Raw genomic sequence first — 23,335 nt, forward strand, 5'->3', positions numbered from 1 at the left:
TTCTCAGAATGTATCTGAGTGGCCATTTATCTGCTCAAGAACCTCCTGAGCCAGCTTACGGGTCACCTTCCCTCCGGATTCCAGAGCCAGATTATCCAGCCGCTCTGTCATATCTCTGATCACACCGGCATTGCGTGGCAGGCGCCTGAGCAGCCAGTCTGTAACTGACTGCCCCACCACAATTTGACGTTCAGCCAGCAAACGCAAAAATAAACGCCGCAGCAAAGCCTCTTCTGCCGGACCAATGGGCACAGAAGTCGTGGCACGCAAACGACTCACCAGGTCTGGCAGAGCGACAGACCAGCGTGCAGGAGGTGTACGGGCAGTCATTAAAAGAGAAATGCGCCGCTCACGTGACATATTAATAAGGTGCAGCAGGTCACGCTCCTGCGACACACAATCTGCATTATCAAGTGCCAGAGCACTCAGCTTTTCATGCGAAAGAGCAGCAACATCTGCATTACAGAGACTGGTTCCATCGATAACGGGTGCACCGTGCCGCCCTGACCAGACCGAAAGCAGATGCGTTTTGCCTGTACCCTCATCACCCCACAGCACCAGACGACCCTCTGGCCACTGCCACCGGGCCTCCGGATCCAGAACCCAGATACGCGCCGCTGCATTAGAGGGAGCCGCAACAAAATCAGATCGTTCGAATCGGGAATGACGCATAAATGGCAACGCTGTCTGCCCGTTTCCTCTTACTGACGATGCTGTCTGAAAAACTTCCTGAGCTGATTTCACCCCGCCTTCTTTGGCCAGTTTTTCCTTCTGATCGAAGGTTTTTCCCTGCCTTTTCAGAAATTCGGGGTTATCATGCACTGATTTTTATTCCGTTATTCCGTTTCAAGCCGCTTTGCGTGTCGCGCGACCTGCCGTAAAGACTTCCTCACAAATCTGTACACTCTGTACCATCACATCGATTCCTTAGCAAAGTAAGTGTGCCATTATGACGTCTTCTTCCAGTTCATCCTCCGGTCTGACATATCGTGACTCTGGTGTGGATATTGAAGCAGGAGAAGCCCTGATCGATGCCATCCGCCCGGCTGCCAGCGCGACCGATCGTCCTGGCACCATGGGTGGTCTTGGCGGCTTTGGTGCATTATTCGACCTGAAGGCTGCCGGCTTTAAAGACCCTGTTCTCGTTTCATGCACCGATGGTGTCGGCACGAAGCTGACCCTCGCCATTGAAACCGACCTGCATGAAACAATCGGCATTGACCTGGTTGCTATGTGCGTCAACGACCTGATTGTACAGGGTGCTGAACCTCTGTTCTTCCTTGACTATTTTGCAACAGGCCGCCTCTCCGTTGATAACGCAACACGCATTGTCAGGGGCATTGCCCAGGGCTGTAAAGATTCCGGCTGTGCGCTGGTTGGTGGCGAAACTGCTGAAATGCCAGGGATGTATGCTGATGGTCATTACGATCTCGCGGGTTTCTCAGTCGGTGCGGCAGAGCGTGATAACCTGCTGCCCCGTAGCATCGCAGCAGGCGACACACTGATTGCCCTGCCTTCATCAGGCATTCACTCCAACGGCTACTCACTTGCACGCCGTATAGTTGCTGATGCACATCTGACCTGGACAGACCCGGCGGCCTTCGCTCCCGGCCAGTCACTGGGTGAGGCACTGCTCACACCAACACGCCTGTATGTAAAACCTGTTCTGGCTTTACATCGTGCAGGCCTTCTCCACGCGGCTGCCCACATTACCGGCGGCGGCCTGCCTGGCAATCTGCCTCGTGTTCTGCCCAATGGCCTTGACGCCGTTATTACTGCAGAGTGGCCGGTTCCTGGTGTATTCAGCTGGCTTGCCCGCACAGGCAATGTCGAAAATGAAGAGATGCTGCGCGTCTTTAACTGTGGCATTGGTATGGTGCTGATTACCGACAAACCTGATGACGTTCTGGCCATGCTCAGAGAGGCAGGAGAGCCTGCCACGGTAATCGGTCATATTGAGCAGGCCGCCGACAGCACCGCTAAAGCAGGTCTGAAAATGCAGGCCTGCCCTGATTTTCACCAGGTTTAAAAATGACTAAAACACCTGTCGCATTACTTATCAGTGGCCGGGGCAGCAATGCCACGGCTCTGATTGAAGCCTGCAAAGCAGAAAATTTTCCTGCGCGGGTCTGCATTGTTATCAGCAACAACCCTGAAGCTCCCGGCCTTGAAGTTGCACGTCAGGCCGGCTTGCGCACCCAGGTTGTTGACCACCGCCCGTTTGGTAAAAACCGTGAAGCACATGAGCAGGCTTTGCATGCCTGCCTGACTGAAGCGGGAGCTGAACTGATATGCCTTGCCGGGTATATGCGTCTGCTCACCCCGTGGCTGACAAGCACCTGGGCCGGCCGGATGCTCAACATCCACCCCAGTCTTCTGCCTTCTTTCCCTGGCCTGCATACACATGAACGTGCTCTTGAAGCTGGTGTACGCTTACATGGCTGCACCGTTCATATCGTAACAGAAGGTATGGATGAAGGACCGGTTCTTGGTCAGGCGGCTGTACCTGTCCTGCCAGGCGACACGGCAGACGCTCTTGCCGCACGTGTTCTGAAGCAGGAGCACCGCCTTTACCCGGCAGTTGTGAAGCATTTTCTGGACAAAACTGCTCCGGCCTGCCAGGGCGGGGAAGCATTACTGGTAGGCTGACCGCCCGCCCTTCGACATACTTCGCGCAGTTGCGCAATCTGATAGTGAGCTGATGACAGCAGAATCCCGCCGCCCTCATGGAAAACGCCCCCCTGCGCGCAAGAAAAATATACAGCCGCAGCCTGACCCGACGCGTGATGTCGCCTTTGATATCCTTTGTGGCGTAGTCGAGCACAGACGCATGCTTGAGGGTTCTCTCTCAAAGTCTGCAACGCAACATAATGCTGAACCCCGTGACAGAGCAGCAGCCCACCGCCTGGCGGCAGCAACCTTACGCCATATGGGTACATTGCGGGCTGTGCTGGAACCCTTTTTACGCAAAGAGCCGCCTGAACCCGTACGTATTGCTCTGATGATGGGCTGCGCACAGCTTCTGTTCCTTGATGCGCCCCCTCATGCTGCTGTTGGCACAACTGTCTCTCTTCTGCGCCGTCGCAAGCTGGCTCCTTTTGCTGGTCTGGCAAATGCCGTACTACGTAAAGTTGCTGACCAGGGCAAAACGCTGCTGGATGGTATTGATCAGGAACGCCAGAACATCCCTGCGTGGCTCTGGACAGCATGGAACAAACTGGGAAAAGGTACCCCGCGTGCTATTGCCCGTGAACTGTGTGATGAGGCACCTCTCGACCTGACATTGCGCCCTGGCATAACCTCCCCGCTGACAGAGATGGGGGTTGTATTGCCAAACGGTTCTGTACGCCTGCCTGCCGGCACGCGCGTCAGCGAACTTCCTGGTTATGATGAGGGCACATTCTGGGTACAGGACGCCGCAGCAACCCTGCCCGCACGGCTGCTTAATGCACAGACCGGCGAACTGGTGGCAGATTTGTGTGCCGCACCGGGTGGTAAAACAGCTCAGCTCGCTTTTACTGGTGCAACAGTTACCGCTGTTGAACAAAACACCAGCCGCCTGAACCGCCTGCACGAAAATATGGAGCGTCTGGCATGCCCGGCAACCGTTATTCAGGCTGATGCCACCACATGGCAGCCTGACGCGTTGCAGGATGCTATTTTACTTGATGCTCCGTGCTCTGCTACCGGCACCATCCGCCGACACCCTGATGTACTGTGGGTCAAACGCCCGCAGGACCTGCCTGCCCTTACCAGGCAACAGGACCAGATGCTCGAAGCAGCCAGAACTATGCTCAAACCTGGCGGTCGCCTGATCTACGCGGTCTGCTCCCTCCAGGAAGAAGAAGGACCAGCAAGAGCACGCGCCGCCGTAGCCATGGGCTGGAAACCATCTCCGTTTACGGCTGAGGAACTCAGCTTTTTACCTGAGGCCCTGACGCCTGAAGGCTGGCTGCGCACCCACCCGGGTCTATGGGCTGATAAGGGTGGTATGGACGGATTCTTTGCCGCACGTTTTATCTGTCCTGAAAGGTAAATTCTTTATCAGCGAGAGTTGCAAGTTGTCGTTTTATTGCCAATACTTCAATGCATGACAGCACTGACACGTACTCTTATCGCACCGAGCATCCTCTCCGCTGACTTTGCCCGCCTGGGTGAGGAAGTACAAGCCGTTGATAAAGCTGGCGCAGACTGGATTCATCTTGACGTGATGGACGGGCACTTTGTGCCCAACCTGTCGTTTGGCCCGCCTGTTGTCAAAGCACTGCGCCCTCACAGCACATTGCCATTTGATGTGCACCTGATGATTGAGCCAGCTGACCCCTACCTTGAGGCCTTTGCAAAAGCCGGAGCCGATCACATTCTTGTGCATGTTGAAGCCGGTCCTCATGCGCATTACCTGCTTCAGCGCATACGAAAAATGGGCGTTAAACCAGGTATTGTTCTCTGCCCTGCGACCCCGCCTGAAGCGGTCAGTGAACTCCTCGATATTACTGATATTATTCTGGTCATGACGGTTAACCCAGGTTTTGGCGGCCAGGAATTTCTTCAGAGCCAGCTTGGGAAAATACGGCGTATACGTGACATGATCACGCACTCAGAGCGTGATATCAGACTATCTGTTGACGGTGGTATAAACCCGGAAACTGCACGACTGGCGGTGAATGCTGGCGCCGATACGCTTATTGCCGGCAGCTCCGTTTATAATCAAAGTGATTATGCTAAGGCCATCGCAGCATTACGCGTATAACTCTTATTTAAGTCTTTCTGTTCTCTAACCTCCGGAGCATATTTCCTCAGATGCCACTGCGCCGCTGGACCCGCGATACCCGCCTTGCTTTTGCCATGCGCAATCCGGTCAGGTGGAGAAAGCCAATGCCGGAGTCCCCGGCTCAGACCCTGCGCGACCCATGGCCGGGAAACCCCGCTACAGGCGAGCGTCTGGTCCATAACCAGACATATTTTGAGGGAGTAACCCGTAAGCTTCACTATGGCATCTGGGATGATTCCTCATGGCCCGAGACCTACCGCAGGTGGCTTCAGAGCTTTGAATGGCTGCGTGACCTGCGTGAACTGGGAGCCGAGTCAGCCCGTATCAAAGCGCGCAGCCTGGTCTCATCATGGATCCATATTCCTGCTGCTGAGCGCCAGGTTTCAGACCCGTCAGTTACCGGCACCCGCCTGACAGCCTGGCTTTCATATTACGATTTTTTTGCAGCGACTGCTGATGAACCTTTCCGTGAGGCTCTTATCAAAGCCCTGATTATGGAAGGGCGTTCTGTTATCGCTCTGATGCCCGAATATGCCAAAGGATGGCATGCACTCACGGCCATGAAAGGGTTACTGGGTGTTGCTATCGCTCTGCCTCAGTTTAAAGAGTTTCTCGCATGTTACCTGAAGCTAAGCCCACACCTTATTACACAACAATTTCTGGCTGATGGCACTCATATTACGCGCAACCCTGACCATCAGCTCAAAGCTGTCAAAGAAATAGCTGAAATTCTGAGCTTTCATCAGACGGCGCGCCTGTCTATCCCCCCCAATCTGACCGCCATGACAGAACGTGCCGTCGCAGCCCTGCGCACTATGCGTCATAATGACGGCGGCCTTATGCTTTTTAATGGTAGTTCAGAGCATGATTCTGCGACAATTGAGCATATTCTGAACCGTGCCTCACGCTCACGTATTATGGCATCAAGCCTGGCTGATGGCGGCTATACCCGCATGGCAAGTGGCCGTGCTTTGCTGATTGCTGATACTGCGACCTGCGCTCCTTCAGGCCATGACAAAACAGCCCATGCCGGTATGCTGTCATTCGAATTTGCATCAGGCCGCAGTCGTATCATCGTCAATTGTGGCTCCAGCACACAGCCCGGGTGGAATAAAGCGCTGCGACAGGCTGCTGCCCACTCTGTTCTTGAATTTCCGGATATCTCACCTGTCGATATCCAAAAAGATGGCAGCATTGCCCATCGCCCTAAAATTACAGCAGCCCAGGCCAGCCAGAGTGGAGCCAGCTGGCTCCACATGACGCATGATGGTTTTGAATCCCGGGGGGGTGGCATTTTTACACGCCTGCTTTATCTCAGCGCTAATGGTCAGAGTCTGCGCGGAGAAGACTCTCTACCTGGCGGCACCAGGACTGATTTCTGCGTGCGCTTTCATCTGCACCCCAATGTTACAGTTGAAAAAACCAGTCATGGGCTCCTGTTACACACAGATGAAGAAAGCTGGCTGTTTCAGTCTGATGCTCTGGCAACAGTGGAAGAAAGCGTCTACCTTGGCACGTCACAACGACAGCCGACCCTCCAGATTGTACTGACTCCTTCTGTTCCTGAAAAAACACAGCCAGAAGAAAAAACAGAAGCTGTAGAAAACAGAGAAATACTTGTCTCTGACAATACAGATCTGGCTCTTACGGAATCTGACGATACGGTCCCTGCCTTCCTGAATATGGCTCCGGTCAGTCCCGCTCCACAGGTTGCAGCAGAACAACAGGTCAGTATTCCTGAGCAGGAAGCACTTCTCTCCTTCGCAGAAAACTCAGTGCCTGAAACCGGGGAAGAGGATGATTACGCACCAATTCCGCGTGATCCACCCCCGGCAGACAGCATCCCGACACTGTTCGAAGGCGTTACACGCCTGCAGTACGACCATACCCGCGCACGCAACCATGCCGCAGCCTCTCAGACCACGCTCAGCCGGGCAGAGGCCACTGCTGCACTCCATGCTCGTCGATTAGAAAAAGAAAGACAGATTACCCCTCAGGACACACCTTTGTCGGCTGAGTTCCTGGCCCGCCGGGGCCAGCAGACACAGCCTGTGCCGTGCCCCCCCATAAAATGGGCTCTCACACTGGTGAGTGAGCCGTAGCAGATGAAAATTCTTGAAGTCACAAATGTTGATTTCGCTCTGAACCACTTTCTCCTGCCATTAATGAGACGCTTAAGAGAAGAAGGACATGAGGTGGTCGGTGTGTGTGCCGATGGGCCCCTGCTCGACAGACCTCGCGCTGAAGGCTTTCGAATTGAAACTCTCCCCTTTGTCCGCTCTTTTTCTCTGCCTGGGCAACTCAAAGCTTTCTGGAGCCTCATTCGCCTCATAAAACGCGAAAAACCCGATATGGTACATGCTCATATGCCCATTAGTGGCATACTTGCGCGACTGGCTGCTGCCATATGCCGTGTTCCTGTCGTCGCCTATACATGTCATGGCTTTCTCTTTAATCAGCCAGGGTCAAAAGCACGCCGCATGCTGGCGGTTATGCTTGAAAAATTATGCGGACATCTGACTGATATCTATCTGACAGTGTCCTCAGAAGAAGCAGAAGATGTCCGACGGCTGCGAATCCATCCGCAGCCACACGCAGTTGGAAACGGGCGGGACAGCAGCGTTTTCAGGCCAGCCCCTGAAGCAAGACAACGCATACGTGACAGTTTAATGACAACGGAAAACACACCGGTTATCATCGCAGTGTCACGCCTGGTACGCCACAAAGGTTACCCCGAGCTGCTGGCAGCTATGGCCTCTGTACCGGATGCAGAGCTCTGGATAGTTGGAGAGCGCCTCCCCTCAGATCACGGTGCTGATTTAGAGGCAAACTTTGAACAGGCACGCAATATTCTGGGAAGCAGGCTGAAATGTCTGGGATACCGCACTGACATTCCCGCTCTTCTGGCTGCAGCGGATATTTTCACACTACCCAGCCATTTTGAAGGCCTGCCAATGTCGGTTATTGAAGCTATGATGACCGGGCTGCCTGTTGTCAGCACAGACATCAGCGGCCCCCGTGAACAGGTTATTCAGAATGTTACTGGTCTTCTTGTTCCGCCAGGCACGGCAGAACCCCTGGCGAAGGCTCTGAAAACACTCTCAGAAAACAGCACGCTGCGTCATCAGATGGGACAGGCCGGCCGACACAGAGCACTGGAATATTTTGAAGAAAAAAATATCATCAGCCACACTGTCAGACTACTGCTCTCAGGAGCCTGACTATAGTGTATTATTACTGCGCAGCAGAGGCCGGCTGAGATTTATCTGTAACCGCAGCTGGTGGCGAAGCGGGTTTCTTATCACCCTCCTGCAGAGCAGGCTGTTTCAGTAATCTGACTGTAAAACGTGAAGGAGACGCCGCCAGACGCGCACCGCTGCGCGCAATATAATCGAGGCGTATTCTGACCCCGTTATCATTTTCCATCAGAAGACCGCTCACCCCGCGCCCCAGGGTTGCCTCTCCGCTCAGAGCCCAGAAGGTGCCGGCAAAATCTTCAATACGCTGAAGGTTATATACCTGCCCGACACTCTGGCCACTCGAGTAACCAACTGCCGCGGCAGAGGCTCCCTTAATACTAAAGGGGTAAGAACGGCCACCATAATTGAGAACGCCCCCACCCCAAGTGTACCCTACGCCAAGATCAGCTGATTTTGTATGAAATGTCACTTCACCCGTTTTAGGGCCAAGAGGTGACTGCGCACACGCAGAAAGAGACCATAAAGCGCAGCAAACTGCAGCAGAAAAAACATGAACAGATGCAACACGCATCAAATGGCTCCTTATATGAAAACCAGCCTGTCCATCGTTCCTGGATCACAGAACAGATTCAGACTATCCGCATTTTAACATGCGCCAACAAAAGAAAAAACTGAACTATTCCAGAGAAAGAGATAATTTATAAAAAAAAGAAAAAATCTTTTTGATTTGAAACCAATAGAATGTTGTTTTTATCTGCTCCACAAAGGATTGTCCAGCTTTTCAAGAAAGGCGTGATGTGCTGTCAGCTCCTGTTCTGACGGCACAATCCTAATCACCCGACGATGAGCAGGTCCGCTGTAGACTGCACCAGCCAGCTGCTGCTCGTCATCTGCTGTGAGCCCCAGACCACGCTGCCGCCCTCCCATAAGCTCAACATAAACATCTGCCAGAAGTTTACAGTCGAGCAGAGCGTTATGTGTTGTTCTGGCAGACAGGTCGACCCCAAAACGACGACACAGAGCATCAAGACTATTGGGCATGCCGGGAAAACGCTCACGGGCCATATCAAGCGTATCGACCATACGGCTCATATCAAGTGTCGGGTACCCTGCCTTTTTCAGCTCTGCATTCATAAACTTAAAGTCAAAGCGGGCATTATGCGCGATGAGCGAAGAATCCTTTACGAACTCAATAAAGCCCTCAGCAACAGCTGCAAATTTTGGCTTTCCGGCAAGGTCTGCCGCTGTAAAACCATGCACCCGGGTTGCTTCCTCGGGCACATCACGCTCAGGGTCAATCAGCACATGAAATGCTTCGCCCGTAGGCATATCATCAATCAGCTCAAGAGCGGCAATCTCAATAACCCGGTCGCCTTTTTCGGGGTCAAATCCTGTTGTTTCTGTATCAAACAGAACTGAGCGCTTCATTGTTTCATCATCCTGATTAACGACTGTACCTGCTGTATAGTCTGCCGCACTGTACCTCCCGTTCTGATAACACGATCAGCACGTCGCCTTTTTTGCCGGTCAGGCATTTGCCTGGCAATGAGCCTGCGGGCCTCAGCTTTAGTTATACTGCGCCGCAGAGCAACTCGCCCGGCCTGAATGCGTGCAGATGCAGAGACAACGACAATATAATCACATAATCTCCAGGCACCGGCTTCAAACAGGAGTGGAATATCTAACACTACCCAGCGGGCTCCCTGCTGCCTGTGCCTGCGCAAAAATTGCGTACGCTCAGCCCATACCATCGGATGAATTATCTTCTCAAGCTGCCGGAGAAGAGCAGGCTGCTGCACAACAGCGCGCCTTAATGCCCCCCGGTCCAGATGACCATCACTCACCGATTCAGGCACCAGCTGCGCGATAAATGGTAATGCCTTACCATGATCAGCCTGCAGGGCGCGTACCGTCGCATCAGCATCAAACACGGGAAAACCTGCACGGGACAGAAAAGCTGCCACCGTAGTTTTTCCCATCCCCATACCACCGGTCAGACCAAGAACGCGCATCGGAACCCTGTATTTTTCCTGCTACAAACTCTGACGCACAAAAGCTTCAAGCTGTTCATCAACCTGCGGGTCCTGACCAAACCACTCACGAAAACCAAGCCGCGCCTGATGAAGGAGCATACCCAGCCCGCCTGCAGTTTTCAGTCCCTGTTTTTGCGCCTGTGCCAGCAAAGGTGTCAGCAAAGGAACATAAACAATATCGGCAACAATCAGAGACGATGATGCCTGAGCCAGAGAGGGACAGAATAACGGGTCAGGCCCACCCTCCATACCAAGAGAGGTGGTGTTAACCAGCAGGTCATATGCTCCAAGCCTGCTCTCCCATTCATCCCATGCCACCCTTTCAAGCCCCGGAAGAGCCTGAGCCAGAGCTTCTGAGCGGGCCTCTGTGCGGTTTGTTACTGCGACATGCAAACCTGCATCCTGCAAAGCTGCTGCAACAGAGCGTGCAGCTCCTCCTGCCCCCAGCAGCAGAGCTTTTCCCTGCGGCGCATGACCCGCGGCTTTCATACTGGCAACGAAACCGCTGCCATCTGTTGACACCCCTCTGATACGCCCGTTCTTTTCAAAAATCAGCGTATTGACCGCCCCTGCACGTTTTGCCGAGTGATCAAGCTCATCCACCAGGGCGTAAGCTGCTTCTTTATGGGGGATAGTAACATTGGCTCCTTTGAATCCGGCGGCCTGAAGCCCCCTCACAGCTAATTCGAACTGACCAGGCTGAACAGGCAGCGGTACATAAGCACCATCAATACCATAACGGCGCAGCCAGTAATTATGCAGCAAAGGAGAGCGTGAATGCTCAACAGGCCAGCCAATGACACCGGCTATACGGCCATGACCTGTAAGGATAGCTGAGGGAATATCTGTTTTAACGCTGGACATTATGAAACCTGTTCGCATGCAGAGGCTGTTTCGCCCCCGTATTTCTGGCAAAAGATGCTCCATGCCTGCGGCAGCAGACGGGCCAGGCGCTGTGCCCATTCGAGCTGCCCCTGCGGACTGGTGATCAGATCCTGACGAATTTCAAGCTCGATATAAGGCAGGCTACGCTGCTCACCATGTTTTGGCACAGTATAGTCAGAGGTATCTGTCAGAGCATAAGGCTCATTATCCCCTACAGTCAGTCCCTCTTCACGCAAAAGCGCGATCATAATATGTGCCAGACGTGAATCGTGATTATGCAGCAAACCAGCATGCCAGGGCCGCTTTACGCCATTCATTTCAGGGGTGAAGCTATGCAGGGCAACAATAACTGAAGGCAGAGCTGCGGCCTGACGTGCATCCAGCTCGCGGGTAATACGATCATGATAAGGATGCAGGATAGTCTCTTCACGCTCTTTGCGCTGCGCGGGCGATAAATTCTGGTTCCCTGGCACCAGCGTACCATCACTAACTGTCACAACAGAAGTACGATGTCCGGGAGCACGATTACAGTCGATCACCAGGCGAGAGCACACCTGTTCTATCAGCACGCACTCTAACAAGCCTGATAAAATACGGCCGACACCATCAATGCCAATATCCCATCCGATATGCCGCGCACGCTCTGCCGCACTCAGCCCCAGATCCTGCAGATGAGACGGAATTACCTGTCCGGCATGGTCACTAAGCAGAACAAACGGTGCCCCCCCTCTTTTACCAGAGACGGCAACCCATTTGCTCTCAGCCTCTGCCGCTTTTGTCATCACCCCATACCCTCTCTGGCTGCTGTCGTGTTCTGCCAGACACTATAATGGACAAATGCAGAGAGAGCACCCTTATGCCAGGAAAAACTTTCATGACATTTGCACTGTCATTAGCATGAAAAGTGAAGAATATTACGATTAATTAAACAACCCTCGCAATCCATCCTTATTTTAACTATCAATTTGAAATATCAGATAATATAAAATATTTTTACATTATTTTATTGCAGAAAGAAACAATATTACTCAGGAGCGTGTAAATAAAGCGATTGATTTTTTAAAGGAAGCGACAGACTATTTAAAAAATCACCCTGAAAAAGTCAAAAATAATAAAGATTCATCATCAGAAACAAAATACAACGATATCGAAAGTAAAATCAAAGATTTTGTAAATTTAAAACCGTCTGAATCTATAAAATACAAACCAAAAATAGGCGTCTTCGGAAAGACCGGTGCAGGAAAATCATCTCTCTGCAATGCTGTTTTTGGTAAAAAAATATCTGAAGTATCTGATATTAAAGCCTGCACCCGGACACTTAATGAAATACCAGTCGGCAACATGACTCTGGTCGACGCGCCTGGCATTGGTGAAACCATAGAGAGACATATAGAATACAGGAATCTCTATAAAGAATTCGCTCAGCAATGTGACCTTATTTTGTGGGTTATGAAAGCTGACGACCGTGCTTATGCCGAAGCTCAGGATATATATGAAAATGATCTGAAGTCTGGGTGTCCGGTATTTATTGTTTTATCTCAGGTAGATAAAATCGCTCCCCATCGGGAGTGGAACTGGGACACATTTGAGCCCGGACCTAATCAGATTAAAAATATTGAAGAAAAAATTAACGAGGTCAAAGATGCCTTTCGCATTGATCCCTCGCACATATCGTATGTCTCGATCGATACCGAGGCGTCGGAAACAGATATCAATTTTAATCTGGAAACGTTACTTGAAAGAATAATATCTACTATACCCAACAAAAAAAAGAATCCATCTTCAGAGAGATAAAAAAAGAAATAAGAACTGAAAAATAGAAAAAAGTAGAAAACGTATTTATAGAATACGCTCTCAATACAGCTAAATAGTTTGCCTACAGGTATTTTCCTGTTCTTAAAACGCCTTTTTTAAAGAACAAATTCGCAAAATGAAAGAATATATAGAAAACGGAGCGAAATCTCTTTTTAAATCGATTTTTGGTTAAACAGACGACACATCTTCGCATCAAATCTTCAGGCATTTACATCTGCGGGAATTTGCACCACAGCCTCTGCATCAGTAAACTACATGTCCGATCAGGACTTCAGGGATACAGGCAGGGGCTGGATAATGTCTGCGGACAAGACAAACAACACAAACACCTCATCACAGGCAAACACCAACGCACAATGGGGCGGGCGGTTTGCTGGTGGTCCATCAGACATTATGCAGGCGATTAATGCCTCTGTCAGTTTTGATAAGGCCTTATGGAAACAGGATATTGAAGGCTCGCTCGCTCATGCGGCCATGCTGGCTCACACCGGCATTATCACCCGTGAGGATGAAGCTGCCATTCGTGATGGCCTGGCTGCCATTCGCGGTGATATTGAAGCGCAGCGCTTTGATTTCTCTGAAGCACTGGAAGATATTCATATGAATATTGAAGTGCGCCTGTCTGAACGTATTGGCGAAGCAGGTAAACGCCTGCACACAGCCCGCTCACGCAATGATCAGGTGGCTACGGACTTCCGCCTTTGGGTGCGCGATGCCATTGACGGTCTCGACCAGCAGGTCGCCTCGCTCATGCGTGCACTGGCAACCCGCGCTGAAGCACATGCAGCTGACCCCATGCCCGGCTTTACGCATCTGCAAACTGCACAGCCCGTTACCTTTGGCCACCATCTGATGGCCTATGTCGAAATGCTGGCCCGTGACCGGGGCCGCCTGAGTGACACACGCAAACGCCTCAACGAGTGTCCACTGGGTTCAGCGGCGCTGGCAGGAACATCCTTTCCGATTGACCGTCAGATGACAGCACGACTGCTTAAGTTTGACCGGCCTACAGCAAATTCACTCGACGCAGTCTCTGATCGCGACTTTGCTCTCGAGTATCTGTCTGCTCTCTCCATCATGGCAATGCATCTCTCACGCCTGGCCGAAGAAATCGTCATCTGGTGCTCGTCTCCCTTCTCATTCATTCGCCTTTCAGATGCTTTTACAACCGGCTCATCCATCATGCCGCAAAAGCGTAACCCTGATGCCGCAGAGCTTATTCGCGCAAAAACCGGGCGGATGACTAGCAGTCTGGTCGGCCTGCTGACCGTGATGAAAGGTCTGCCGCTGGCTTATGCAAAAGACATGCAGGAAGATAAAGAGCCTGTTTTTGCAGCAACTGACGCGGCTGTGCTGTCACTGGCTGCCTGCGATGGCATGATACGTGACATGACGGCCAATACAGAAAAAATGCGCGCACTTGCCGGCTCTGGCTTCTCAACCGCAACAGACATCGCCGACTGGCTGGTACGTGTACTTAAAGTACCTTTCCGCACAGCGCACCACATTACCGGCCGGCTGGTTGCCAGAGCGGAAGCAAAAAATATTGGCCTGTCAGAACTTTCTCTTGCTGAAATGCAGGAAGAAGAAGCCGGGATCACCGATGACATTTTCTCGGTTCTGACGGTTGAAGCCTCCATTGCCTCACGCACCAGCGAAGGCGGAACAGCAGCATCTAACGTCAGTCGTGAAGCAAAGAAATGGCTGGCTGCACTGAACAGAGTCTCAGCATGAAACGTCTCCTCTGCGGCTTAATAGCCGTGACTTTTCTGGCGCTTCCACTTAGCGGGTGCGGTAAAAAAGGTTCACCGCATCCCCCGGGGCCGGCAAAAGATGTTATATACCCCCGCATCTATCCACCCAATGATTAACCAATAATGCGAAAGACATGAGTATATGTTTTTCGCTCTCTGTGATTATATAAATTAAATTTAAGGTTTTAAGACATCTCAATGGCCGACTCTCTTTCTCACGCAGGCACATCACCTTCGGTAGCTGACCTTCTGGCTGCCCGCCCCAACCTGAAAATGGATGGTGTAAGCGGCCTTTTAATGGATGGTGTCTCACTCAGCACTATTGCTGGCAAAGTCGGCACTCCATGCTGGGTGCTTAGCGCAAACACACTGCGTACCCGTATGCAACGCCTGAGTGCAGCAATGCAGCAGATCGGCTCAGAGGTTTCTATTCACTATGCTGTTAAAGCAAATGACCATCTCGCGGTCCTGTCTCTCCTCCGTCAGGAGGGTGCAGGTGCAGACATCGTCAGCGGGGGTGAATTAACCCGCGCACTAAAAGCCGGCATAAAAGCAAGCGACATTGTTTTTTCAGGAGTTGGGAAAACTGATGCTGAGCTCGAGGCCGCTCTTGGCGCTGGTGTCGGCCAGATTAATGTTGAGAGTAAGGAGGAGCTGGAAATTCTGTCAGCTCTTGCCCGAAAAAACGGCAAAACAGCAACCATCACCCTGCGGGTTAACCCCGATGTTGATGCCAGAACGCATGCAAAAATTACGACCGGCCTGGCTGCGAATAAATTCGGCATTGCGTTTGAAGAAGCACAGGCACTTTATGCTCATGCCCTGACACTCCCCGGGCTCGCCCCTGTCGGGTTTTCAACGCATATCGGCAGTCAGATTACTTCTGCAGCGCCCTACCGTGCAGCCTATGCACGTATGGCAACCCTCATTCAGTCAGCCCGCTCTGCCGGCCTTGATGTCTCTGTTATGGACTGTGGCGGTGGCCTGGGAATCTCTTACTGCACGGAAACAGAAGGGCAGCCTGAAGCCCTGGCCGGCGCCATTAAAGCCGAGCTTGGACACCTTAACCTCAAACTGGCCATTGAACCAGGTCGCTGGCTGGCCGGGCCCGCCGGCATATTGCTGTCGACAGTTATTTTGCGCAAAGAGCATGCCTCAGGTGTGCCATTCTGCATTATTGACGCTGCGATGAATGACCTTGCACGCCCCAGCATGTATGATGCCTGGCACGGCATTATACCCCTCAGCGCACATGAAGCCGCTGGCCCGGTTGCCCCGGCTCATGTTGTCGGGCCTGTATGTGAAAGCGGTGACACATTTACACGCGACCGCGACCTTCCCTCCTTACAGCGCGGCTCACGCGTAGCGATCCTTGATGCCGGTGCTTATGGTGCCGTCATGAGCTCAACTTATAACACCCGCCCTCTGGCTGCTGAGGTGATGATTGATAACGGAACCTGGCATATCATACGCGAAAGACAGGAGACTGAAGAGCTGTGGCGTCATGAAATTGTACCCTCAGCCCTGACCTGATGCCTATGACAGGAGAAACGCAACGCCTCTCACTCAATGCTAAACTTGTCGCAGTGCGCAAGCGTGCTGCTCAGATTTTGCAAACGGAAGCATACTGGAGGGCTTTCCTGCCCACTCTGGGCCTGGTTGCGCTTTATATCCTGGCAGCCCTGCTGCGCCTGCCACACTACCTGCCTGACAGCGTAAGACTTATTTTATTAGCCGGATGGGCCATCCTCTGTGGCAGGCGGCTGTATACCGACCTTAAGCGTATCCCTCCGATATCTCCTCATGCTGCAGATCATCGTATTGAAGAGGTATCAGGCCTTAAAAATCGTCCTCTGACGACACTGACAGACAAACCAGCCGGTTTACAGGATGTCCACACCACGGCTTTATGGCATGCACATAAAGCACGGACTCTCTCTGAAATCGTGACACTCAAAGCAGGCTTTCCACGCCTGTGGCCTCACACTTTTTTCAGCCGGTTTGCCACTCTGGGCCTGATTGCCGCTCTGACCGGTGGCTTCGTGCTTGCCGGATACTCCGCTCCCGGGCGCATACTTGCAGCTTTTGTCCCTGACTGGGATGATCCTGATACTCCCATGCCACATGTGGAAGCATGGATTACTCCCCCCTCCTATACCTCAGCCATGCCTGTTTTTCTGGGGAGTGCGGCATCGAACCCCAGCGTGCCACAAAACGCAAAACTTACAGCTATCGTCACAGGCACAGATACCGCTCCGGTTCTGAGAACCGGCTATAACCAGATTAAAAACTACAAAACCACACGCCTTGATTCACAGAGCTGGAAGCTGGAAGCTTCACTTGAACGCTCAGGTCTCATTCGCCTCAGAGGGCGTGGGCGTACACTTCGCCAGTGGGCAGTCACAATTGAACCAGACGGTGTCCCCTCTGCTGAATGGGGTCCTTCTCCCGGTGCTCAGAAAAATGACTGGCGTACACGCCTGCCCTTTCAGGCCGCTCATGCTTTTGGGCTCGACTCTCTGACCGCTGAGCTGCAACTTGCCCATCCTGGCCGTGGTACACAGCGCACCCTGGCCGTTCCTCTCCCTCTGTCTGGCCATCCGAAATCTGTTAAAGGGGCGGTCTCACCTGACCTTTCCGAAGACCCATGGGCCGGAGAAACTGTAACAGGTCGCATTGTTGCGCATTCTGTCAGCGGGCAAAGCGGCACCAGCAAACCTGTTACTTTCCGCCTTGGCGCAAGAGTTTTTCACTCACCGGTAGCCCGTGCCGTTCTTGACCTGCGTAAACGTTATGCGCTCGGACAGGAAAACCGGGAAGATACTGCCAGCGACCTGGCCGTACTGGGAGATGCCCCCGGCCCGGTGCAAAACCATACCGGCATGCTGCTTAACCTTGCCGATATTGTTGCTATTCTGAACAACAGACACACAGACAATGAAACTGCACAAATCAGTGCTGTTAACCTGATGTGGGACCTGGCCCTTGATATAGAAGACAGACAAAAAGATAAAAATGAAGCTTCTGCACAGGCCTCACTGGATGTCAGGGCCGCACAGGCTGCCGTGGCTCAGCAGCTTGAGTATATGAACAAAACGGGACGTGGGGACAAAAACGCCCAGCAGGAGCTGAAAGAGCGGATGGCAACCCTCAATAATGCTCTGGCCCGTAAAATGCAGGCTCTGACAGAGCAGGCTATGCGGGATCATACGATCATCCCGGATATGCAAAATTTCTCGCAGGCTAATCAGAATGCCTTCTCAGGCCTGATGAAGCAGATGCAGAAAGACGCCATGAGTGGCAACCCTGAAGAAGCTATGAAGCGCCTGCAGCAGATGGAAGACGCTGCTGAACGCATGCGCAATGCCACACCAAAAGATATGGCTGCAATGGCGCAGCAAATGATTGCGCAGGCAAAAGCGAAAGAACAGGCCGCTGCCTTGCGTGACATGACCAGTAAACAGGCTGCTTTGCTTGACCATAGCCAGTCACGCATTGATGCTAATTCCGCTGAAGAAGCAGGCGATTCTGAAGATGAGGGGGCGAACGACAACTACCAGTCCATGCCAACCTCTGAACTTTTACGTCAACTCGGCCTGCCCGTCCCTCCTGATGCAGATAACAGCCCTGCGCCACAGACAAATAATAACAACCAGGCGAAACTGCCTGATCCGGCTAAAGCCGAAGCTCAGGCAGCAGCACGCCGTAATGACCGCGCCGTACAGCACGCCCTGCAACGCGCACTTGATGAATTACAAAATGAATTTAAGGACCTGACAGGTAAAACACCACCCGCTTTTGCTGAAGCAAAACAGAGTATGCAGAACGCGATGAAGGCTCTGGGGGATGGAGAGGACACTGTCACCGCCTCTGAACAACAGAAAACCCTTGATGCCCTGCGTAAAGGCCGCCAGCAAATGCAGCAAATCATGAAGGGTGACGGACGAAGTGCTCCCTCCAGCTTTCTGCCATCTTTTGGTATGGGCTCAGGCAAAGGCCAGGGAGACAACAATCAGAACGGAAAAGGTCAGTCCGGCAAGGGTAACGACGGCTCTTCTCCTGTCAGTGATGCAGACGGAAGCGATGGTTCGGACCCAAAACACAGTAAAAACGACCCGCTGGGACGCACAATGGGCAGCGGCAATGACCAGGGACACGATGAAAGCTCAGAAGTGCCTGATAGCGTTGCACGCCAGAGAGCCCGTGATATTGAACAGGAGCTGCGACGCAGAGATTCTGATCGTACCAGATCAAAACAGGAGCTGGACTATCTCGACCGCCTCTTAAAATCTTTTTAACGCATTTGAGGACTGTTCCTATAAGAGCAGTCGATGACATGACAGAAGGCCAGAGTGATGAAGAAGCGTAAATTTTTACCTTTGTTTCACATCATATTTCTGTCCTGTAGTCTTACTATTTCAGGTAAAACACTCTCAGAGGCCCGTGCCGATGGTCCTGATTTTCGCGATCATCTTGCGGGCGTCGGCAATAATGACCCCCGCCAGCGTGTTGATGTACGTCAGATGCCCTGGGCAGCGATAGGACGCGTTCAAACTGAACAGGGGAGCAGATGCACGGGTTTTCTGATTAGCCCGACTGTTGTTGAAACTGCAGCGCACTGCCTGTGGAATTCGGCGACACATCGCTTCGTGCCGGCTTCAATTGTTCATTTCCTTCTGGCCTATAGCGCCGGGCAATACACAGCACACGCCCGGGTTAAAGAATATATCATCCCTCCGGGTTACACTCCCTTACAGGAAGAACAAAAAGCCGGGCTGGATAAAGCCACGCTGCTGCTCGACCATCCGATTGCCCGGCCTGAAACAATTTTTCACGTTGACGCCACCCAAAATGATATCAAAGCCGGGAACCCGGTTGTTCTTGGAGGGTATGAGCAGAACAAACCTGATGTCATTACAGCTGATGTAAACTGCCAGATTACCGGCATAAGCCGGGACCTGAGCGGGCACCCTCTTCTGGCTCATAACTGCGCAGGCACACACGGCAGCAGCGGCGCACCTTTACTGACAAACACCAGAGATGGCTGGCAGGTTCTGGGCATTCAGACTCTGGCGCATGGTAACGAGGCCGGCGGTTTTGCGGTGTCACTCCTTAAAGCGCCGGATATATCCTCTCAGCCCTGAGCAGATTGTTCTGTTTTTTGCTCCAGTTCTTCGGCCACTTCTTTTGCTGCCTGTTTTTTTACGGTGCTGACATAGTCACGCAGGTAAGAAGAACTCGCCGAGAATAAAACCACGGCGTAAAACATACTGATCAAAATCTGAAATAGCACACTCAGCTTGGCAATACCCGTCTCGGGGTAAACGTCACCATAGCCAATTGTCGTTGCTGTAACTACACTAAAAAAAATACCATCAATAATAGAAAGAGGACCACCCGTCGAAAATGAATGATTATCAACATGAGAAAGAAATATATAAAAAACAGAAAATATATAATTAAAAAATATATATGACAAAATCATAGAGATCAGAGCGCCCGGAGCATCAACCCCGAGGCTTTTATCTTTTAATTTTTTTATTTTTATAAGAAATATTTTTATCTGCCTGTTTTTTTCAGCGCCGATAGAATAGAAAGCCTTCGTGCTTTCGACAGCCATGGCAACCGAAACTAAAAATAAAAAGGCCAGTACAAAAATTCCCAGAGAGACCCTGGCAACGCCATATTCATGCGGCGAAATTGCATCAATCAGAGGAAGAATAATCAGATAAAAAAGGAAAAAAACACCTATCACCAAAAGCACAAACCTGACGACATTGTAAAACGTGCTTTTTTGCATTCTTCACCCTAAAGAAAAATCGTTCATTTCATTATTCTTATTGCAGAATGCATAATGTCTTCGTCAGGAACAAGCCCCGCCCGCCACTCAGACTCTCATTGACATGGTGAGAAGCGCCTGCCTGACATGCCGAATTTATGCGCCTTCAGTTTTTGTTCCTGACGCACTGACATAATTCTCCGGCCCGGGAAACTGGCGTGTTCTGACTGCCTCAGCATAAGCAGCAACTGCTTTATCAATATCGGCAGCAAGCGTACCAAACTGTCTTACAAAGCGCGGAGTGAAATCAGTAAACAAGCCCAGCATATCCTCACCCACCAGAATTTGCCCTCCGCAGGCAGGCGATGCCCCGATACCTATAGTTGGCACAGGCAGGCGGTCACTTAACGCACGGGCCAGCGGTTCAACCGTGCTCTCGATAACGACAGCGCCGGCGCCGGCAGCCACAACAGCATCTGCATCTTTTATAATCTGGTCAGCCTCACTGCCCCGTCCTACTGTTCTGAAACCGCCATGCGTATGAACAGCCTGAGGCTTAAGGCCAATATGGCCAATAACAGGAACCCCTCGCTGAGTAAGGAAATAAATTGTCTCAGCCATTTCTTCTCCGCCCTCGAGTTTAACGCATCCGGCTTCGGTCTGCGCCATCACTCTGGCAGCGGTCTCAAACGCCTGCTGCGGGCTCTTCTGGTAGCTTCCGAAAGGTAAATCGACAGCGACACAAGCCCGACTACTCCCTCTGATGACAGCCTGACCATGGGCAATCATCATTTCTGTCGTAACACCCAGCGTGGATGGCATTCCGTAAACAACCATTCCCAGAGAATCACCGACAAGCAGCAAATCACAATGAGGGTCCATTAACCGGGCCATAGGCGTAGTATACGCAGTTAACGCAACAATTGGTGCCTCAAGCCTGGCCAGAGAGCGCAATGTATGACGTTTACCTGCTTTATGCTTACTCAAAAACCGGCTCCTTTTTCTTTTATCTGAAGATGCTCCTGGGGCACTCATACCCATAATGTGCCCTGGCAGACTGCCATATAGAATATTTTATACTAAAAGCATAAAAACCTGCTGCTTAGCCCGTTGACAAGACAGGCTCATCGCTATAGGTCTGTGCTCACCGATACGGAGAGGTGCCCGAGTGGCTAAAGGGGGCGGACTGTAAATCCGCTGGCGTACGCCTACGTTGGTTCGAATCCAACCCTCTCCACCATTTTCCCATAAAAAATAATAGTACTGCAGACATTTGATGCTCTGAATTTATCAGATGATTCTGGCATGAAAAATGCCTGAACCGCTGACTGAGCCAGAAAAATATTCTCCTTATATTTATATCACGATATCAGACTGTTACTCATGAATGGTCTTTTTTAAAAGAGTAAATTAAAATAAAATCCTCTGCTTTTTAAACGTAGCACCTAAGTGCCCCCAATATAGTCACACATAAAAAATGAATTGAAGTTAATCATTAACTAAAATATATTAACTTTAGTTAAGATTAATTCATGAATAAGATTCTGAAAGTTAAGAAAACATCTATTTCTTTCAGAGACGATCTTATAAGGACACTATATTAACATGTCTTTTTTTTCATCTCTCAGACACTCTGCGACCGATGCGGTAAAAAATGCAACGGATAAAATCCATGAAACTGAAAACAAAGCATCAGGTTTTGTCGGTAATTTAGAAGATAAACTTTCAGGAGCTTCAAAACTCAAAGACATTGGTAGCAAAATAGAGAATGAGGTATCTGACACAAAAAAGGGAATTTCTGACGCAATAGAAAATAAGATCTCTGATACAAAAGAGAGAATTTCTGATATCCCGGTAGTGAAAGATATTAACAAAGCTTATCACATCGCCTTAGACATTAAAGATGCAACAAAGTCACCTGTATCTGCCCTGAATAAGATTTTACCTAAGAACAGCGAGTTATTCTCAAAAATAGTAGATTACACCGCTGGTGGTGTGACAGACGCGCAAAATAAACTTAACAATAGTCGCGTTAACAAGGTCTTTAGTTTTCTTGCATCTATAGAGAAAAGTAAGCTTGCAGGCACAACCTATTCTAATTTGAACTATCTTAACGATCAGGTTGCCATTAAAGCACCAGTTGATCAGGATCTTAGCAAAACACCAACAGTGTCGCAGCTCCTCAATGCTGCCAACGCAGAATTTACAATTGACGGCACCCCCAAAGGACTTACCCCTTTCCTCGTTAATGGCAAGCAGCTCTATACAGTTGATGACGCAACGGGCATGTCTTCGCGCGTGTGGCTGACCGGTGATAATCAGGTTATCATCTCATATCAGAGCACCAGCGGCGGTGATAATATGAGTATCAATCCCGTAGCAGGTGTTGCCGGCATGGCTTCAAATGCTCAGATTTTTAATCAGGATGTGTCTGGAGCGCAGAAAAGTGCTCTGAAGTGGGCGAACAAGGTTGTTCAGGAAGCTGAAGCCCGTGGCATAGACACGAACAATATTTTCGTCACAGGCCACTCTCTGGGGGGCATTGAGGCCTCTTACGTAGCGCAGCAGACAGGCTTGGGCGGCATAGCCTTTTCTGCAACCGGTATTCCCTCATCATCCACAGCAAAAGGTGATGGCTCTAACTTCCTCAGCATCATGGCCTACGGTGACCCGATTGCAAGTTATGCCAGTGACACGAATGGGGGAGCCTCTTATGTCTCATGGAAAGACGAAGGTGCATCATCCAGCCTCAACCACTATGGCAAGGTTATTCAGGTTGGCTCTGAATCTGACAATGAAGCCCTTCGTAAGACTGTCGCTGGCTGGACCGATGGCACCTTCATTGATCAGATGAAAACTGTTGGTGACGTCTTTAAAGATTTTGTTAAATTTCATACGCCGATTACACTTGCCTCTGACCTTGGTGTCACACTGACAACCAAGGCAAACTCAAATGGCCTCATGACACTCAATGGTGCAAACGGCACACCGGCTAACATTGGCGGTGATACTATTGGCCAGCTCACAGGCAGCCATTCAGATGCCATGGTAGCCCAGCTGCTCAAAAATAATTCTCTTGCTGCCTGACCATCTCTCCT

General features: G+C 51.1%; 21 protein-coding genes and 1 tRNA gene. 14 read left to right on the forward strand and 8 right to left on the reverse strand.

The window, feature by feature from the left end; all coding sequences use genetic code 11:
* Positions 1 to 3: 3 nt before the first annotated feature.
* The gene (locus tag GOB58_RS05885) at positions 4 to 744 is read right to left on the reverse strand and encodes a P-loop NTPase family protein (protein ID WP_173559707.1); all 741 of its coding nucleotides are present in this window, start codon (positions 742 to 744) and stop codon (positions 4 to 6) included.
* Positions 745 to 949: 205 nt separating this feature from the next.
* Between GOB58_RS05885 and purM the strand changes: the two genes are divergently transcribed.
* Genes purM through GOB58_RS05915 form a run of 6 tightly spaced genes read left to right on the forward strand, consistent with a single transcriptional unit; the run spans position 950 to position 7,992 of the window.
* A complete protein-coding gene (purM, locus tag GOB58_RS05890; protein ID WP_173559583.1) occupies positions 950 to 2,029 on the forward strand; it encodes a phosphoribosylformylglycinamidine cyclo-ligase in 1,080 nt (359 codons plus the stop codon).
* Between the two features lie 2 nt (positions 2,030 to 2,031).
* Positions 2,032 to 2,649, forward strand: a complete 618-nt coding sequence (gene purN, locus GOB58_RS05895; RefSeq protein WP_173559584.1) for a phosphoribosylglycinamide formyltransferase — start codon at positions 2,032 to 2,034, stop codon at positions 2,647 to 2,649.
* A gap of 52 nt (positions 2,650 to 2,701) precedes the next feature.
* Positions 2,702 to 4,036 carry an RsmB/NOP family class I SAM-dependent RNA methyltransferase gene (locus tag GOB58_RS05900; protein WP_173559585.1) on the forward strand — a complete coding sequence of 445 codons (1,335 nt, stop codon included), beginning with the start codon at positions 2,702 to 2,704 and terminating at the stop codon, positions 4,034 to 4,036.
* A 54-nt stretch (positions 4,037 to 4,090) separates the two neighbouring features.
* Positions 4,091 to 4,750: a ribulose-phosphate 3-epimerase gene (gene rpe, locus GOB58_RS05905; protein WP_086554441.1), complete on the forward strand. Its 660-nt coding sequence runs from the start codon at positions 4,091 to 4,093 to the stop codon at positions 4,748 to 4,750.
* Between the two features lie 50 nt (positions 4,751 to 4,800).
* Entirely contained in the window at positions 4,801 to 6,873 is a 2,073-nt protein-coding gene (locus tag GOB58_RS05910; protein WP_173559586.1) for a heparinase II/III family protein, read from the forward strand.
* A gap of 3 nt (positions 6,874 to 6,876) precedes the next feature.
* Positions 6,877 to 7,992 (forward strand): glycosyltransferase family 4 protein, encoded by a 1,116-nt coding sequence (locus GOB58_RS05915; protein ID WP_173559587.1) that lies wholly within the window; start codon positions 6,877 to 6,879, stop codon positions 7,990 to 7,992.
* Positions 7,993 to 8,005: 13 nt separating this feature from the next.
* Here GOB58_RS05915 and GOB58_RS05920 read toward each other — a convergent pair whose 3' ends face one another.
* The 5 genes from GOB58_RS05920 to GOB58_RS05940 all read right to left on the reverse strand — a co-directional run bounded on the left by GOB58_RS05920 (position 8,006) and on the right by GOB58_RS05940 (position 11,671).
* Positions 8,006 to 8,542, reverse strand: coding sequence for a hypothetical protein (locus tag GOB58_RS05920; protein WP_233127753.1), 537 nt, complete (start codon positions 8,540 to 8,542; stop codon positions 8,006 to 8,008).
* 179 nt (positions 8,543 to 8,721) lie between these two features.
* A complete protein-coding gene (dnaQ, locus tag GOB58_RS05925; RefSeq protein ID WP_086635916.1) occupies positions 8,722 to 9,399 on the reverse strand; it encodes a DNA polymerase III subunit epsilon in 678 nt (225 codons plus the stop codon).
* Positions 9,396 to 9,983, reverse strand: a complete 588-nt coding sequence (coaE, locus tag GOB58_RS05930; protein ID WP_173559588.1) for a dephospho-CoA kinase — start codon at positions 9,981 to 9,983, stop codon at positions 9,396 to 9,398. Before coaE ends, dnaQ begins: the two co-directional genes overlap by 4 nt.
* A 21-nt stretch (positions 9,984 to 10,004) precedes the next feature.
* Complete coding sequence (locus GOB58_RS05935) at positions 10,005 to 10,868, reverse strand: shikimate dehydrogenase (RefSeq protein ID WP_086554446.1); 864 nt, start codon at positions 10,866 to 10,868, stop codon at positions 10,005 to 10,007.
* Positions 10,868 to 11,671 carry an N-formylglutamate amidohydrolase gene (locus GOB58_RS05940; RefSeq protein ID WP_173559589.1) on the reverse strand — a complete coding sequence of 268 codons (804 nt, stop codon included), beginning with the start codon at positions 11,669 to 11,671 and terminating at the stop codon, positions 10,868 to 10,870. Before GOB58_RS05940 ends, GOB58_RS05935 begins: the two co-directional genes overlap by 1 nt.
* Positions 11,672 to 12,101: 430 nt before the next feature.
* On the opposite strand from GOB58_RS05940, the gene GOB58_RS05945 reads away from it, so the two are divergent.
* From GOB58_RS05945 to GOB58_RS05965, 6 genes are all read left to right on the forward strand, one after another.
* A complete protein-coding gene (locus GOB58_RS05945; RefSeq protein ID WP_265793000.1) occupies positions 12,102 to 12,683 on the forward strand; it encodes a GTPase family protein in 582 nt (193 codons plus the stop codon).
* 318 nt (positions 12,684 to 13,001) lie between these two features.
* Positions 13,002 to 14,438, forward strand: a complete 1,437-nt coding sequence (gene argH / locus GOB58_RS05950; RefSeq protein ID WP_173559590.1) for an argininosuccinate lyase — start codon at positions 13,002 to 13,004, stop codon at positions 14,436 to 14,438.
* Positions 14,435 to 14,575, forward strand: a complete 141-nt coding sequence (gene lptM, locus GOB58_RS13330; RefSeq protein ID WP_408736584.1) for an LPS translocon maturation chaperone LptM — start codon at positions 14,435 to 14,437, stop codon at positions 14,573 to 14,575. The genes argH and lptM overlap by 4 nt, the downstream gene beginning before the upstream one ends.
* Before the next feature lie 81 nt (positions 14,576 to 14,656).
* Complete coding sequence (lysA, locus tag GOB58_RS05955) at positions 14,657 to 15,991, forward strand: diaminopimelate decarboxylase (RefSeq protein WP_173559591.1); 1,335 nt, start codon at positions 14,657 to 14,659, stop codon at positions 15,989 to 15,991.
* Positions 15,991 to 18,756 carry a DUF4175 domain-containing protein gene (locus tag GOB58_RS05960; protein ID WP_173559592.1) on the forward strand — a complete coding sequence of 922 codons (2,766 nt, stop codon included), beginning with the start codon at positions 15,991 to 15,993 and terminating at the stop codon, positions 18,754 to 18,756. Before lysA ends, GOB58_RS05960 begins: the two co-directional genes overlap by 1 nt.
* A gap of 57 nt (positions 18,757 to 18,813) precedes the next feature.
* Positions 18,814 to 19,602, forward strand: coding sequence for a trypsin-like serine peptidase (locus GOB58_RS05965; protein ID WP_242005240.1), 789 nt, complete (start codon positions 18,814 to 18,816; stop codon positions 19,600 to 19,602).
* Here the strand turns inward: GOB58_RS05965 and GOB58_RS13275 are convergent.
* Both GOB58_RS13275 and panB read right to left on the reverse strand, forming a co-directional pair.
* On the reverse strand, positions 19,593 to 20,213 hold the full coding sequence (locus GOB58_RS13275; protein ID WP_173559593.1) for a potassium channel family protein: 621 nt from the start codon (positions 20,211 to 20,213) through the stop codon (positions 19,593 to 19,595). The two genes, GOB58_RS05965 and GOB58_RS13275, sit on opposite strands and share 10 nt — an antisense overlap.
* 180 nt (positions 20,214 to 20,393) lie before the next feature.
* The gene (gene panB, locus GOB58_RS05975; RefSeq protein ID WP_212381278.1) at positions 20,394 to 21,224 is read right to left on the reverse strand and encodes a 3-methyl-2-oxobutanoate hydroxymethyltransferase; all 831 of its coding nucleotides are present in this window, start codon (positions 21,222 to 21,224) and stop codon (positions 20,394 to 20,396) included.
* Positions 21,225 to 21,391: 167 nt separating this feature from the next.
* Here panB and GOB58_RS05980 point away from each other — a divergent pair.
* Positions 21,392 to 21,477: transfer RNA gene (locus GOB58_RS05980), tRNA-Tyr, on the forward strand.
* A gap of 365 nt (positions 21,478 to 21,842) precedes the next feature.
* On the forward strand, positions 21,843 to 23,324 hold the full coding sequence (locus GOB58_RS05985; protein ID WP_173559595.1) for a hypothetical protein: 1,482 nt from the start codon (positions 21,843 to 21,845) through the stop codon (positions 23,322 to 23,324).
* Positions 23,325 to 23,335 lie beyond the last annotated feature (11 nt).

The sequence above is a fragment of the Acetobacter thailandicus genome, assembly GCF_011516655.1.
Taxonomy (GTDB): Bacteria; Pseudomonadota; Alphaproteobacteria; order Acetobacterales; family Acetobacteraceae; genus Acetobacter; species Acetobacter thailandicus.